Source organism: Mesorhizobium sp. U510, assembly GCF_059180695.1.
Genome location: NZ_CP180532.1, coordinates 5,331,035 through 5,344,964, shown reverse-complemented (window position 1 = coordinate 5,344,964; position 13,930 = coordinate 5,331,035). Strand labels below are relative to the sequence as shown.

General features: G+C 63.9%; 13 protein-coding genes. 9 read left to right on the top strand and 4 right to left on the bottom strand.

Features of this window, described 5'->3' with window-relative positions:
* The first annotated feature begins 70 nt into the window (after positions 1 to 70).
* From ACLGL5_RS27705 to ACLGL5_RS27680, 6 genes are all read left to right on the top strand, one after another.
* A complete protein-coding gene (locus tag ACLGL5_RS27705) occupies positions 71 to 940 on the top strand; it encodes an outer membrane protein assembly factor BamD (RefSeq protein ID WP_019859082.1) in 870 nt (289 codons plus the stop codon).
* Positions 941 to 1,158: 218 nt separating this feature from the next.
* Positions 1,159 to 2,832, top strand: coding sequence for a DNA repair protein RecN (gene recN, locus ACLGL5_RS27700; protein WP_069093452.1), 1,674 nt, complete (start codon positions 1,159 to 1,161; stop codon positions 2,830 to 2,832).
* Positions 2,833 to 2,983: 151 nt separating this feature from the next.
* A complete protein-coding gene (ligA, locus tag ACLGL5_RS27695; RefSeq protein ID WP_069092479.1) occupies positions 2,984 to 5,188 on the top strand; it encodes an NAD-dependent DNA ligase LigA in 2,205 nt (734 codons plus the stop codon).
* Complete coding sequence (locus tag ACLGL5_RS27690; protein WP_019859078.1) at positions 5,185 to 5,874, top strand: DUF2461 domain-containing protein; 690 nt, start codon at positions 5,185 to 5,187, stop codon at positions 5,872 to 5,874. The genes ligA and ACLGL5_RS27690 overlap by 4 nt, the downstream gene beginning before the upstream one ends.
* Positions 5,875 to 5,989: 115 nt before the next feature.
* Positions 5,990 to 6,718, top strand: coding sequence for an AzlC family ABC transporter permease (locus tag ACLGL5_RS27685; protein ID WP_019859077.1), 729 nt, complete (start codon positions 5,990 to 5,992; stop codon positions 6,716 to 6,718).
* On the top strand, positions 6,715 to 7,011 hold the full coding sequence (locus ACLGL5_RS27680; protein WP_019859076.1) for an AzlD family protein: 297 nt from the start codon (positions 6,715 to 6,717) through the stop codon (positions 7,009 to 7,011). The genes ACLGL5_RS27685 and ACLGL5_RS27680 overlap by 4 nt, the downstream gene beginning before the upstream one ends.
* Before the next feature lie 48 nt (positions 7,012 to 7,059).
* On the opposite strand, the gene ACLGL5_RS27675 is transcribed toward ACLGL5_RS27680, so the two are convergent.
* From ACLGL5_RS27675 to ACLGL5_RS27665, 3 genes are all read right to left on the bottom strand, one after another.
* Positions 7,060 to 8,904: an aminopeptidase P family protein gene (locus ACLGL5_RS27675; RefSeq protein ID WP_069092478.1), complete on the bottom strand. Its 1,845-nt coding sequence runs from the start codon at positions 8,902 to 8,904 to the stop codon at positions 7,060 to 7,062.
* 214 nt (positions 8,905 to 9,118) lie between these two features.
* On the bottom strand, positions 9,119 to 9,991 hold the full coding sequence (locus tag ACLGL5_RS27670) for a 50S ribosomal protein L11 methyltransferase (protein WP_019859073.1): 873 nt from the start codon (positions 9,989 to 9,991) through the stop codon (positions 9,119 to 9,121).
* A gap of 11 nt (positions 9,992 to 10,002) precedes the next feature.
* Positions 10,003 to 10,581: an SCO family protein gene (locus ACLGL5_RS27665; RefSeq protein WP_027047022.1), complete on the bottom strand. Its 579-nt coding sequence runs from the start codon at positions 10,579 to 10,581 to the stop codon at positions 10,003 to 10,005.
* Between the two features lie 358 nt (positions 10,582 to 10,939).
* On the opposite strand from ACLGL5_RS27665, the gene ACLGL5_RS27660 reads away from it, so the two are divergent.
* The 3 genes from ACLGL5_RS27660 to ACLGL5_RS27650 all read left to right on the top strand — a co-directional run bounded on the left by ACLGL5_RS27660 (position 10,940) and on the right by ACLGL5_RS27650 (position 12,953).
* Positions 10,940 to 11,458: a CreA family protein gene (locus ACLGL5_RS27660; RefSeq protein WP_019859072.1), complete on the top strand. Its 519-nt coding sequence runs from the start codon at positions 10,940 to 10,942 to the stop codon at positions 11,456 to 11,458.
* 86 nt (positions 11,459 to 11,544) lie between these two features.
* Complete coding sequence (locus ACLGL5_RS27655) at positions 11,545 to 12,186, top strand: transferase hexapeptide repeat family protein (protein WP_038647706.1); 642 nt, start codon at positions 11,545 to 11,547, stop codon at positions 12,184 to 12,186.
* A gap of 341 nt (positions 12,187 to 12,527) precedes the next feature.
* Entirely contained in the window at positions 12,528 to 12,953 is a 426-nt protein-coding gene (locus ACLGL5_RS27650; protein WP_027047021.1) for a low affinity iron permease family protein, read from the top strand.
* 11 nt (positions 12,954 to 12,964) lie between these two features.
* Here the strand turns inward: ACLGL5_RS27650 and ACLGL5_RS27645 are convergent, their stop codons facing one another.
* Positions 12,965 to 13,831 (bottom strand): SDR family NAD(P)-dependent oxidoreductase, encoded by an 867-nt coding sequence (locus tag ACLGL5_RS27645; protein WP_069093451.1) that lies wholly within the window; start codon positions 13,829 to 13,831, stop codon positions 12,965 to 12,967.
* Positions 13,832 to 13,930: the final 99 nt, after the last annotated feature.

The window sequence follows — 13,930 nt, the reverse complement described above, 5'->3', positions numbered from 1 at the left end:
GTGGGGACCAGTTTTGGGACAACAGCATGCAAGAGGCATTAAAATAACGCCGAAAGGGCGCAATCCAATCATGTTCTTCAAGCGAGTCGGTCAATCGAAAGCGCCAAAGCGGTCTGTTCTCCTGGCGCTTTCGCTGGTTGTTCCATCGCTCTTTCTGTCGGCCTGCATGTCGTCGGAGAAAGACATCGACCTGTCGAAATATGTCGACCAGACCGAGCCGGCCGACGTTCTCTACAACCAGGGTCTCGCCAATTTGAATGCCGGCCGCCTGGACGAGGCGAGCAAGAAGTTCGACGCCGTCGACCGCCAGCATCCCTATTCGGAATGGGCTCGCAAATCGATGGTGATGGGCGCTTTCACCGACTACCGAAAGGGCAGCTACGACGAGGCGATCTCGTCGGCCAAGCGCTATCTGGCGCTTTATCCGTCCACCGATGACGCGCCCTATGCACAGTACATCATCGGCCTGAGCTACTATCGCCAGATCAAGGATGTGACGCAGGATCAGAAGGAAGCGCGCCAGACGCTGCAGACGATGCAGGATCTGGTCACGCGCTGGCCGACGTCGGAATATGTCGACGACGCCAAGGAGAAGATCCGCTTCGCCAACGACCAGCTCGCCGGCAAGGAAATGCAGATCGGCCGCTATTATCTAGAGCGCCGCGAATATATCGCCGCCGTCAAACGCTTCCGCACCGTGGTGGAGAACTATTCCAACACCCGCCACGTCGAGGAAGCGTTGGCCCGCCTCACCGAAAGCTACTACGCGATGGGGCTGACCTCGGAGGCCCAGACGGCCGCAGCGGTGCTCGGCACCAACTATCCCGACAGCCCGTGGTACAAGGACTCCTACAAGCTCCTGCAGAGCAATGGGCTTTCGCCGCGCGAGAATGCCGGATCGTGGATTTCCAAGGCCGGCAAGCTGATCACCGGCGCCTGATCTGTCAGGCGCAAGCGTGCGCAGCGCGCTTTTCGGATTGATCCGATGCTGAAACAAAAAGATAGTGCGGCGCTGCGACTCCGATTGGTCGCGTGCCGCTCCACGGCGGTTCAGTGGTTTGATTGAAGCGCTGAGCCGTCCCAACTTTTTGTTCTACGCAATTCCCATGGGAAAAACGCTCCGCACTTTTCCTGGAATTGCCTGAGGTCCGGGTTCTGATGCTTTCCAGACTGTCGATCCGCGATATCGTCCTGATCGAGAAGCTGGATATCGACTTCCAGCCGGGCCTTTCCGTGCTGACCGGAGAAACCGGCGCCGGCAAATCCATCCTGCTCGATGCCCTGTCGCTGGCGCTCGGCGCGCGCGGTGACGCTTCTCTGGTGCGCCATGGCGCGGCACAAGGCCAGGTCATTGCCGTGTTCGATGTGCCGCGCAACCATCCGGTGCGGGCGCTGCTCGTCGAAAACGCCATCGAGGACGATGGCGACATCATCCTGCGCCGCGTGCAGACGGCGGACGGCCGCACCCGCGTTTTCGTCAACGACCAGCCATCCAGCGTAACCCTGATGCGCGATGTCGGGCGCGCTTTGGTCGAGATCCACGGCCAGCACGACGAGCGCGCCTTGGTCGATCCCGGCGCCCACCGCGACGTGCTCGACGCCTTCGGCGGCCATCTCGGCGCGGTTCGCTCGACCGGCGAGGCCTGGCGGCACTGGCGCGCCTGCGAGCAGGAGCTTACGCGCCACCGCGCCAAGGTCGCGGCGGCGGCGCGCGAGGCCGATTACCTGCGCGCCGCTGTGGCGGAACTGACCAAGCTCGATCCGCAGCCCGGCGAGGAAACGGAACTTGCCGAATTGCGCGCCCATATGATGCGCGCCGAAAAGATCGCTTCCGAAATCCATGACGCCCAGGATGTGCTGTCCGGCCCGTCTTCGCCCTTGCCGCAGCTCGCCAGCCTGCTGAGACGGCTGCAGCGCAAGGCGACGGAGGCGCCCGGCCTGCTCGAGGATGTGGTCAAGTCGCTGGACGAAGCCATGCTGTCGCTCGACGCCGCGCAATCCGGCGTCGAGGCGGCACTTCGCGCCACGGAGTATGACCCGCAGCGGCTGGAGAAGGCGGAAGAGCGGCTGTTTTCGCTGCGGGCGGCGTCGCGCAAGCACAGTGTGGCCGTCGACGATCTGGCGCAATTGCGCGACACGATGGTTGCCGATCTGGCCGATCTCGACGCCGGCGAGGAACGCCTGCACGGGCTAGAGAAGCAGGCCGCGGCGTCGCGCGAGGCCTATGACATCGCCGCCGCACAGCTTTCCTCGCTTCGCCATGCGGCGGCCATCGGCCTGACCAGGGCCGTCATGGCCGAATTGCCGGCGCTGAAGCTCGAACGCGCCGCCTTCATCGTCGAGATGAAGAGCGAGGCCGAGACCCGCATGGAAGAAGGCATCGACCAGATCGAGTTCTGGGTGCGCACCAATCCCGGCACGCGGCCCGGGCCGATGATGAAGGTGGCGTCCGGCGGCGAGCTGTCGCGCTTCCTTTTGGCGTTGAAGGTGGCGCTGGCCGACCGTGGCTCGGCGCCGACGCTTGTCTTCGACGAAATCGACACCGGCGTGGGTGGCGCCGTTGCGGACGCCATCGGCCAAAGGCTGGCGCGGCTGTCGAAGCGCGTGCAGGTGCTGTCGGTCACCCATGCGCCGCAAGTGGCGGCGCGCGCGGCGACGCATTTCCTGATCTCAAAATCGGGCAGCACCGACCGTGTGGCGACCGGCATTGCCGAGATGGACAGGCCGGCGCGGCAGGAAGAGATCGCCCGCATGCTGGCCGGCGCCACGATCACCGACGAGGCACGCGCCGCCGCCGAAAGGCTGCTGCGCGAGAACACAAACGCGGCATAAGGCCATCCAGCGTCATTGACGGGGCAGGATATGGCAGCGAGTCAGGATATGGCTCCATCCTGCTGTTCAGGAATGATCTTTTCCGAAAACCGGTTCCCACTTTTCGGGATCATGCTCTATTGTGGCGCGCCACCGTTCGGGGAAGAAAAGCATGGCCGAAAAACCTGTCGATTCGCTCAGCGAAAGCGAGGCTGAAGCCGAACTGAAGCGCCTGGCGGAGGAGATCGCCGAGCACGATCGGCGCTACCATACCGAGGACGCGCCGACAATCTCGGACGCCGCCTATGATGCGCTGACGCGGCGCAACCTTGCCATCGAGCAGCGTTTTCCCGACCTGGTGCGCGAGGATTCGCCATCACGCAGGGTCGGCGCGCCGCCGGCCGAGGGTTTCGCCAAGGTGCGCCATGCCGTGCCGATGCTCAGCCTCGCCAAGGCCTATACAGACGAGGATGTCACTGATTTCATCGAGCGCGGCCGGCGCTTCTTCGACCGCGACAAGGATCTCGATATCGCCTTCACCGCCGAACCGAAGATCGATGGGCTGTCGGCGTCGCTGCGCTATGAGAATGGCGTGTTCGTGCAGGGCGCGACGCGCGGCGACGGAACCGTGGGTGAGGACATCACCGCCAATCTCAGGACCATCGCCGATATTCCCGCGAAGCTGAAAGGCTCGGGCTGGCCTGATGTCATCGAGATACGCGGCGAGGTCTACATGACCTATGCGGAATTCGAGGCGCTGAAGGCGCGCTCGGCCGCGGCCGGCGGCCAGGATTACGTCAATCCGCGCAACACGGCTGCCGGATCGCTGCGCCAGAAGGATGCCTCTGTCACCGCCAGCCGCAATCTCAAGTTTTTTGCCTATGCCTGGGGCTTCACGACCGCGGATCCGGCGCCGACCCAGTATGAATCGGTGCAAAAATTCGCCGACTGGGGGTTCAAGATCAGCCCTTTGATGGTGCGGGCGAAGTCGGTCGAGGAACTGGTCGCGCATTACCATCTGATCGAGGAGCAGCGCTCCTCGCTCGGCTATGACATTGATGGTGTCGTCTACAAGGTCGACCAGCTGGAGCTGCAGCGCCGCTGGGGTTTTGTCACCGGCGAGCCGCGCTGGGCGGTTGCCCACAAGTTCCCGGCCGAGCAGGCAATGACGACCGTGCAGAGGATCGACATCCAGGTCGGCCGCACCGGCACGCTGGCGCCGGTCGCAAGGCTTGCGCCCGTCACCGTCGGCGGCGTTGTGGTCGAAAACGTCACGCTGCACAATGAGGATTACATCAAGGGTTTCGACAGCAACGGCCTGCCGATCCGCGACGGCATCGACGTGCGCATCGGCGACACGGTGGTGATCCAGCGGGCGGGCGACGTCATTCCGCAGATCGTCAGCGTCGTCATCGACAAGCGCCCGGCCGATACCGTGCCTTACGAATTCCCGCATACCTGTCCAGTCTGCGGCTCGCCGGCGACGCGCGAGATCAACGAGAAGACCGGCAAGGAAGATTCCCGCCGGCGCTGCACCGGCGAACTGATCTGCGCCGCGCAAGCCGTGGAAAGATTACGCCATTTCGTCTCGCGCGGAGCGCTCGATATAGAGGGGCTGGGCGCCGAAAACATCGACACCTTCTTCAATGCCGGGCTGATCAAGACCGCCGCCGATATTTTTACGCTCAGGGACCGCCGTCCCGCGGTCACCAAGGCACTGGCCGAGCGGCGCGAGGAGCAGGCCAGGCAGCGCGAGGCGGCGTCCGGCAAGACGCGCAAGAATGTGCGCAGCGTCGAGGACCGCAACTATGAGGGCCTCGACAAGCTGTTCGCGGCCATCGATTCGCGCCGCGAACCGGAACTCGATCGCTTCATCTTCGCGCTCGGCATCCGCCATATCGGCGAGACGACGGCGGCCGTACTCGCCAAGACCTTTTCCACCATCGAGGAACTGATCCGCGTCGGCAAGGAAACGGCGGCAGCGGAGGACCCGCACACCGTATTCCCATCGGTCAACGGCATCGGTGACACGGTGATCGATGCGCTGCGCGATTTCTTCGGCAATGAACGCAATGACGACGTGCTCGACAAGCTGCTCGAACAGGTCAGGCCCAAGCCCTATATCGTCACCGTCTCGGCCGACAGCGAGGTCGCGGGCAAGACCATCGTGTTCACCGGCACGCTGGAGAAGATGACCCGCTCGGAAGCCAAGGCGATGGCCGAGCGGCTCGGCGCCAAGGTTGCCGGTTCGGTTTCGGCCAAGACCGATCTGCTGGTCGCCGGACCCGGCGCCGGCTCCAAGCTCAAGCTTGCCAGCGAACTCGGCGTCGAGGTCATCGACGAGGACACCTGGCTGCAACGGGTCGGCAAGGCGTGACCGCGTTCAACGGCTTCGGCCCAAAGGCCATCCCATTCCTGAAGGCGCTGGATTTCCACCAGAGCCGGGAGTGGTTTCTGGAGAATCGCGACCTGTTCGAACAGGAATTGCGCGATCCCCTTGGCGATCTGGTCGACACGCTGACACAGCGCTTCGCAGAGGCAGGGCTCGGTTTGCGCGGCGATCGCAAGAAGTCACTGTTCCGCATCAATCGCGACGTGCGCTTCGCCAAGGACAAGCGGCCGTACAACCGGCATGTCTCGGCGATCCTGTCGCCTGACGGCAGCAAGGCCGTGCAGGGCGTGTTCTACATTCATATCGGGCTTGAGGGCTGCTTTGCCGGCGTCGCCTGGTGGCAGCCGGAGGCCGCGTTGCTGCTGGCGATGCGGCGCGCCATCGAGACATGGCCGGACAGGTTTCGCGCCATGGTGAAGGCGTTGAAGAAGAACGGCCTCGAGCTTAGCGCCGAAGACGCCATGAAACGCACGCCGCGGGGCTTCGAGCACGTCACGGATGAGGATCTTGTCGCTGCGATCCGCAATCGGCATTTTGCCGTCCGCCACGTCATCGATCCGGCAGGCATCCACGGGCCGGATCTGGTCGAGGAACTCGTCGATTTCACCATGCGCGCTAGGCCGCTGCTCGACTGGGGCAGGGCGATCAAGGGCAAAATCGCGAAGGACTAAGTTCCATCTCGAGCCCGGCGACGATCATTTCCGCTGATCGTTTGGCTCAAGCGAATTCGTGTGACAAGGCGGGCTGCACTACCTACATCGGCGGTTTCGACCCTGGGAGCGATCGATGGCGACGGACGTGATTTCCGAGAGCGGCGGCAGAAGCGACTTCTGGCAAGGCGTGCGACTCTCCATGCCTGTCGTCGTGGCGTCGGCGCCGTTCGCGGTGCTGTTCGGGGCGCTTGCCGTCGACAATGGCTTCTCGGTCCTCGAAGCCTTTCTGATGAGCGCGCTGGTCTATGGCGGCGCCAGCCAGATGGTCGGCATCCAGCTGTTCGGCCAGCATGTCGCGCCGTGGCTGATCGTGCTTTCGATCTTCGCCGTGAATTTCCGCCATGTGCTCTACTCCGCCGGCATCGGCCGGCGCATCGCGCACTGGCCTGTCATCCAACAGGCGCTCGGCTATTTCATCCTCACCGATCCGCAGTTCGCCGTGGCCGAGGCGAGGGCGGCGTCCGGCCAGACGGTCGGCTTTGCCTGGTATCTGGGGCTTGGCCTGCCGGTCTATCTGTTCTGGGTGATCGAAAGCGCGCTGGGTGCCGTGTTTGGCAAGCTCATCCCCGACACGCATGCGCTGGGCATCGATTTCCTGCTGCCGATCTATTTCCTCGGCCTGGTGATGGGCTTCCGCAAGCGGCCGCTGTGGCTGCCGGTGGTTATCGCCAGTGCGTGCGCCTCGATCATCGCCTACAAGACGGTCGGCTCGCCCTGGCACGTCTCGATCGGCGCCATTGCCGGCGTGCTGCTCGCCGTCATCCTGCCACCGCACCATAGCGGCGTGGAGACAAGGCCATGAGCACGACTTTCTGGATCATCATCGCCGGCGCGGTCGCCACCTATCTCACGCGAATCGGCGGGCATCTGGTCATCTCCCGCTTCGACAACATCCATCCACGCGTCGAGGCCGGCCTCAACGCCGTGCCGGCGGCGGTGCTGACGACGCTGGTGGCGCCGGAGCTGCTGAATGCCGGACCGGCCGAATGGGCGGCATTGGTCGTCACCGCCGTGGTCTCGCTGCGCGGCGGCCTGATGGCGATGTTTCTGGCGGGCGCGGCAGTGTTGATCGTGGCTCGGCAGTTCGTGGGATAGAATTCTGCGAGTGCCATCGATTTAAATCGCTGACTTACCAAGCTAGATTCAAATCTTCGCATCATGCGGCAGCGGTGCCGTCGCCTTCTCAAGCCAGGCCAGCGTCTCGCCGTCGAGCATCGGTCCGATCTCGGCCAGCACGCGGGCATGGTAGGCGTCTAGCCAATGCAGCTCCTCGCGCGTCAGCAGCTCTGACCGCACCAGCCTGATGTCGATCGGCGCCAGCGTCAGCGTCTCGAAGCCGTGCATGGCGATGTCGCCGCCCTCGATCTGTTGGGCCGGCGTCACCAGGATCAGGTTTTCGATGCGGATGCCGTAAGCGCCTTCCTTGTAATAGCCGGGTTCGTTGGACAGCATCATGCCTTCGAGCAGCTTTTCGGTGCCGGTGCGGGCAATGCGCTGCGGGCCTTCATGCACGGCGAGGTACGAGCCGACGCCATGGCCGGTGCCGTGGGCGAAATCGCAACCATGCTTCCACAGCGCCATGCGGGCAATGGCGTCGATCTCCGAGCCGCGCGTGCCGGCGGGGAAGCGCAGCGTGGAAATACCGATCATGCCTTTCAGCACCAGCGTGAAGCGTTCGCGCATTTCCTCGGTCGGCTGGCCGATCGGCACGGTGCGGGTGATGTCGGTGGTGCCGTCCTGATATTGCGCGCCGGAATCGAGCAGGAACAACTCGCCCGCCTGCAGCTTGCGGCTGGTGGCGCGCGACACGCGGTAGTGCATGATGGCGCCGTTCGGGCCAGCGCCGGAAATGGTGTCGAAGGACACGTCGCGCAGCGGCATCTGCGTTTCCTCGCCGGTCTGCCTGCGGCTCTCCTCCAGCCTGGTGACGACCGCGATCTCGTCGAGCGAGCCGGGTTTTTGCCGCTCCAGCCAGCACAGAAGCTTGGCCACCGCCGCGCCGTCACGACGGTGCGCGGCGCGCGAGCCGTTGATCTCGGCCTGGTTCTTGGTGGCACGCGGAATGCGGGCAGGATCGGGCGCGGCAACCACCGTGCCGCCATTGTCCTCGACCAGTATGCGCAGCCGGTCGGCCGCCAGGACCGGGTCGAGTGCGATCTTGGCGCCGCCCTTGGCAAGCGCCGCGATCGCCGCTTCGAATTCGCCGGGCTCGTGCGGATCGGCGAGCTGGGTGAGATAGGCCGCGACCTGGCGCGAGAATTTGCGGCTGTCCATGAACAGCTGGTGCGAACCATCCGCTGCGAGGATGGCGAAGCCGAGCGCCAGCGGCGTGTGCGGCACGTCGCCGCCTCGGATGTTGAAGGCCCAGGCGATGGAGGAGGGGTCGGTCAGCACCGCATGGGTGGCGCCGTCCTTGCCGATCGCTGTCGCCAGCCGCGCCAGCTTGTCCTTGGCGAGTTCGCCGGCAAAGCCGATCGGGTGCAGCTCGACCGGCGTCACCGGCGCCGCCGGCTGGTCCTTCCAGATGATGTCTATCGGGTTTTTCTCGAGCGGCACCAGCACCGCGCCGGTCTTGTCGGCCGAGGTCTGCAGCGCCTTGACCTCGCTGATCGTGTGCAGCCATGGATCGAAGCCCAGCCGCGCGCCCTTGCCTATATTGTCCTTGAGCCAGACGGCGGGCGGGTTGTCGACAAGGCTTTCGACCGAAAAAATGTCGAGATCGACCTCGCTGCGCACCTGCAGCGTATAGCGCCCGTCGACGAAGATGAAGGCGCGGTCGCGCAGCACGATGGCGACGCCGGCCGAGCCGCTGAAGCCGGTCAGCCATTTCAGCCGTGCCGAACGATCGGCGACATATTCGCCCTGATGTTCGTCGGCGCGCGGGATGATAAAACCGTCTAGGCCATTGGCGGCAAGCCATTGGCGCAGCAGCGCCACGCGCGGCTTGCCAACCGAAGGCTCGCCCGCGGAATCGAAGGTCTGGAACATGATGGGCCTCCTGATGTCGGCGTGACCGTAGCCTATGGGTCCGGAAATCGGAATCGATTTCCAGTTGGCGCAACCTGCTACAGCGCCGGCTGGCTGACAACCAGATGGGGCTGGTCCAGCCGCGGCACGATCAGCTTTCCGGCGAAATCCATGCCACGGCGCATCAAGTTCTAGGTGTTGGGACTGTCGAGGATCGGCAGTTGCCTTGCCGGTCTCAGCGCTTGAGGTGGATCGTCACCCAGCCTTCGCGGTGCAAGGTGCGCACGTGCCGGAAATTCTGGCCGACATAGGCCGAGATGACGGCGTCGCGCTGGCGCTCGAGAATGCCTGACAGGACGATCGAGCCGCCAAGTGCGATGTGCCCGGCCATTTGCGGCGCCAGCCGCATCAGCGGCCGCGCCAATATGTTGGCGACGATCAGATCGAAGGGGGTACGCTTGCCGAAGATCGGATGGTGGAAGCCCGGTGCGGTGACCGTTTCGATGAGCGCCTTGACGTGATTGAGCCGCGCATTGGCGGCGGCGACCCTCACCGCCACCGGGTCGATGTCGGTGGCGAGCACCGGAATATGCGCCAGCTTGGCGACGGCGATCGCCAGCACGGCACTGCCGGTGCCGAGGTCGAGCGCATTGCGCGGGTGCTCGCGCCGCACCACTTTCTCCAGCATTTCCAGGCAGCCTGATGTGGTGCCGTGATGGCCGGTGCCGAAGGCAAGGCCGGCCTCGATCTCGATGGCGAGTTCGCCGCTGTGGCGCTTCCTGCGGTCATGCGCGCCGTGGACGAAGAAACGGCCGGCGCGCACCGGCTTCAGGCCCTCCAGTGAGCGCGCCACCCAGTCGATGTCGGGCAGCACTTCGCGCTCGACCGGCTTCGACAGAGCAAGCCCGGCGAGAATGTCCTTCACCCGCGCTTCAATCGCATCGACGTCGCCATCGGCATAGAGCGAAACTTCGTGGATGTCCTGGTCTTCGTCGACCTCGAGCACGGCGATCGGCAGGCCCTCATCCTCGAAAGCCAGTTCGAGCGCCGCGAAGATGCGCTCAGCCTCGATCTTGCCGGTGGTGAAATGCAGCCGCGTCTGGGTCATGTGGATACTTATCAACCCTTGGCCGCGAGGCGCTTCAGCTTCTCCACGGCGGTGCCGGCGCTTTCGCCATAGGCGATCGTGCCGGCAAAGTCGCCCTTGGAGTTGAGCAGCAGCACCGAGGCAGTGTGGTCCATCGTGTAGTCGCCGTCGCCCGTGTCGACCTTCTTCCAGTAGATGCCGAACGACTTGGCCATGGCATGGACCTTGTCCGGGTCGCCGGTGATGCCGGTGATGCGGTCGGAGAAATTGCTGACATAGGCGTTCATCACCGGCGGCGTGTCACGCTCCGGGTCGACCGAGACGAAATAGGCATGCAAGGTCTTGCCGTCGTCGCCGAGCGTCTTCAGCCAGCCGGAGAGTTCGAACAGCGTCGTCGGGCAGACTTCGGGGCAGTGGGTGAAGCCGAAGAAGACGACGCTGGGCTGCCCCCGGAAGGCGGCTTCGGTGATCGGCGCGCCTTTCTGGTCGACGAGGGTGAAGGGCGCTCCGAACGGTTCGCCGCCATAATGGCCGCGGTACCAGTCGAAGGTCAGCCAGCCGATGCCGGCTGCCATCAGGACGAGAATGCCGACCAGGATAGAACGCATCATCATAAAAGTCCGTCCGCAGAAATCATCGCGCCGGCTCGATGCCGCGCCGGTGCGACAGTCTTGGAGCCCTGTTTGGAAATTCTACTCTGGCGGCCATCTGATGGCGTTTTCTGCGCTTCTCAGTTCTTACTGCATGCAGTAGAACTGAGCTCACGGACCATATGTCCACTGCGCTACGGTGTCGAAACCACCACCATATGACTCGCCAGAGCGAATTTCGAAACAGTCTCTTAGCGGTTTGGCCCTGCGCAGGCAAAGTGCCGCGATGCCGCAACCGTGGTGGTGTTGACGCATCCGCTTGCAAAGCCGCACGCCGGGTCCCACCTGATACCGGCAACTCGAACCGCAGGAGGCTCCTTTGCTCGAACTGGTTGGGCGCGAACGGATTGGGCGAAAACTGATCGGCGGCGCCTTGGCCGCGTGCGTCGTTCTTGGCGCAGGCAGCGCGGTCGCCGAGGAAGTCGGCAAGGTCGGCGTCGACTGGGTCGGCAATGACATCATCGTCGAAGCGATCAAGGATCCCAAGGTGGATGGCGTGACCTGCCATGTCTCCTATTTCGACCGCAGCATCATCGACCGCCTGCACAAGGGCAACTGGTTTGAGGATCCCTCCGATTCGTCGATCTCCTGCCGTCAGACCGGCCCGATCACCATCGGCGACATCGACATGAGCGAGGGCGGCGAGGAGGTGTTCAAGCAGGGCCTCAGCCTGATCTGGAAGAAGCAGGTGGTGAACCGCATCTACGACAAGACCAACGAGACGCTGATCTATCTCTCGCATTCGCGTCAGGTGCAGAACGGCTCGGCCAAGATGTCGGTCACCACAGTGCCGCTCTATGGCCAGAACGTGGTGTGGAGCAAGGGCAAGCCGAAATAGGCGGATGGGCGTCTTTTTGTGCTGATTGGCACCGCGAGCAATTGCTCCTGCCTTGCGGGAGCAATTGCCCTGAAGTAAAGCGCCGCATGGACCGCACCGAAAACCTCGTCCTGAAAGATCCCGAGCCGCGCATCCATCCGACCGCGGAGCTGAAGGCGTGCAAGCTCGGCCGCTACGCCTCGATCGGTGAACGGGTGGTGCTGCGCGAGGTGAGCGTCGGGGACTTCTCCTATTTCGAGCGCCATGCCGAGGCGATCTATACGAGTATCGGCAAATTCTGCTCGATTGCCGCCAACAGCCGCATCAACGCGCTGGAGCATCCGATCGAGCGACTGACCCAGCACAAGGTCAGCTACCGGCCGAACGAATATTTCCGCTGGCTGGGCGTCGATGCGGCGTTCCGCGCGCGGCGGCAAGCGAAGGCCGTGACCATCGGCCACGACGTCTGGATCGGCCACGGCGCGGTGATCATGCCCGGCATCGCGATCGGCAATGGCGCGGTCGTTGGCGCCAATGCGGTGGTGACGCAGGATGTGCCGCCCTACATGATCGTCGCCGGCGTGCCGGCAAAGCCGCTCCGCTCGCGCTTTGCTCCCGACATAGCGGCGCGGATCGAAGCCCTCGCCTGGTGGGACTGGCCGGTCGAGAAACTCGCCAGGGCGGTTCCCGACATCCAGTCCATGCCGATCGAGGCCTTCCTCGATCGTTGGGAAAACGACGTCGTCTAGGGCGCGCAGGCCATCAGCAGACCGAGAGCGGCGCTGGTGGGCGAGTTGCGGGAAATGGGGCGTCGCCTGTCCGTGTACCGGTCGCCGCTTTCGGTACTGAAGCCCCTTCCGCCATGCGGGGGTGGCGCGGCGGAAGGGGCCGGAGGTAAACCGCTGTGGAGCGGAACGAACAGGCGCTTTTGCCTGCATCGTTACTATGACATTGAACCGATAAGATGCGTTTTCCGTCGAGTGCCCGCTTCGCGTGTGCCCAATTGCATCCGATGTATTTGCTGCCGGCGGGAACCCAAGACGGCTGCCGGTTGTTTCTCATCGGCGCAGCCATTGATGGGTCTCGACAGATGGAAAAGCTCTTCACCAGGATCGCCAACTGGGTCGCCCATATAACCGGCCTGCCGCTGACCTTTGCGGGCTGCTGTGTGATTGTCGTCGTCTGGGCGGTGAGCGGGCCGTTCTTCGGCTTCTCGGACACCTGGCAATTGGTGATCAACACCGGCACGACCATCATCACTTTCCTGATGGTGTTCCTGATCCAGAACACCCAGAACCGCGATGGCGCGGCGATCCAGGCCAAGCTCGATGAGTTGATCCGGGTCAGCGAGGGCCATAACAACTTCATCGGCATCGAGCACCTCACGGAATCCGAAGTCGAGGAAATCCGTGACAAGTGTGAGCGGGCGGCACGGCGGCATGACGAAAAAATCGCCGCCATGGCCGCCAAGAAGGCCGTGGCGCAAAAGCGAGCTCCGAAAAAGCACGCGGCTTGAGGGCTTTCGGATCAGCCTTTGATGAAGTCCGCGAACGCATCCTTGTGATCGGGGTGCCAGCGCGACAGGGCCGGGCGGTTTTCGATGATGTCGCCGATCGCCCAGGCCATGCGCTTCTCGTCCAGCGGCCGCGCTACGTCATTGTCCGGGCACAGGATGTAGAAGTCGCCCCTGACCAGGGATTCCAGCATGAAATCAATGACCTGTTCGCCGGTCCAGGCGCCGGCCGGCTTTTCCGTCGTCCCTTCGGTGAGGCCGGTATAAGTGAAGCCGGGGATGAGCAGATGCGCCGACATTCGGTCGCCCGGTTCGTTGCGCAGCGCATGCGCCAGGCCTTCGGTGAACGTCTTCACGCCGGCCTTGGAGACATTGTAGGCGAGGTTGCCGGGCGGCGTGGTGATGCCTTGCTTGGAACCGGTGTTGATGATCAGGCCCGGCTTGGCCGACGCCAGCATGCGCGGCGCGAAGGCTTCGACGCCATGCACGACACCCCAGAAATTAATGTCGAGCAGCCGTTTCCAGCCATCGCGGTTTTCCCAGGGTTTTCCCGGATTGTCGCCGACGCCGGCATTGTTCATCAGCAGCGAGACCTCGCCGAAGGCGCCGAATGCGCGGTCGGCGAGACGATCGACCTCATCGGCCTTCGAAACATCTGCGGCGACGGCAAGCACGGCATCGTCGCCGGCAATGGCAGAGACGGCGCGGGAGGCATCGTCAAGGCGCGCGCCACCGATGTCTGCGAGCACGATCTTCATGCCCATCAGCGCAAGCCGCTTTGCGGCTGCCAGACCGATGCCGCTGGCGGCGCCGGTGATGACGGCGGTATTGCCGGGGCCAAGCGCGGGCAGGGCGCTCTGGATTTCAGCGTCGGTGATCATGAGCAACAGCATCCTTTTTTCGATGGCGCCGAACTTAGCGCCGGAACGGGCTTGCGCAAGCCTTCGTCAGCACGTGTTCGGGTTGACCAGTCGGGCCGC

Coding starts and splice junctions, on each gene's coding strand:
- ACLGL5_RS27655 (WP_038647706.1), top strand. CDS start 11,545: ATGGACCGCACCGAAAACCTCGTCCTGAAAGATCCCGAGCCGCGCATC.
- ACLGL5_RS27705 (WP_019859082.1), top strand. CDS start 71: ATGTTCTTCAAGCGAGTCGGTCAATCGAAAGCGCCAAAGCGGTCTGTT.
- recN (WP_069093452.1), top strand. CDS start 1,159: ATGCTTTCCAGACTGTCGATCCGCGATATCGTCCTGATCGAGAAGCTG.
- ACLGL5_RS27685 (WP_019859077.1), top strand. CDS start 5,990: ATGGCGACGGACGTGATTTCCGAGAGCGGCGGCAGAAGCGACTTCTGG.
- ACLGL5_RS27645 (WP_069093451.1), bottom strand. CDS start 13,831: ATGATCACCGACGCTGAAATCCAGAGCGCCCTGCCCGCGCTTGGCCCC.
- ligA (WP_069092479.1), top strand. CDS start 2,984: ATGGCCGAAAAACCTGTCGATTCGCTCAGCGAAAGCGAGGCTGAAGCC.
- ACLGL5_RS27665 (WP_027047022.1), bottom strand. CDS start 10,581: ATGATGCGTTCTATCCTGGTCGGCATTCTCGTCCTGATGGCAGCCGGC.
- ACLGL5_RS27680 (WP_019859076.1), top strand. CDS start 6,715: ATGAGCACGACTTTCTGGATCATCATCGCCGGCGCGGTCGCCACCTAT.
- ACLGL5_RS27675 (WP_069092478.1), bottom strand. CDS start 8,904: ATGTTCCAGACCTTCGATTCCGCGGGCGAGCCTTCGGTTGGCAAGCCG.
- ACLGL5_RS27650 (WP_027047021.1), top strand. CDS start 12,528: ATGGAAAAGCTCTTCACCAGGATCGCCAACTGGGTCGCCCATATAACC.
- ACLGL5_RS27670 (WP_019859073.1), bottom strand. CDS start 9,991: ATGACCCAGACGCGGCTGCATTTCACCACCGGCAAGATCGAGGCTGAG.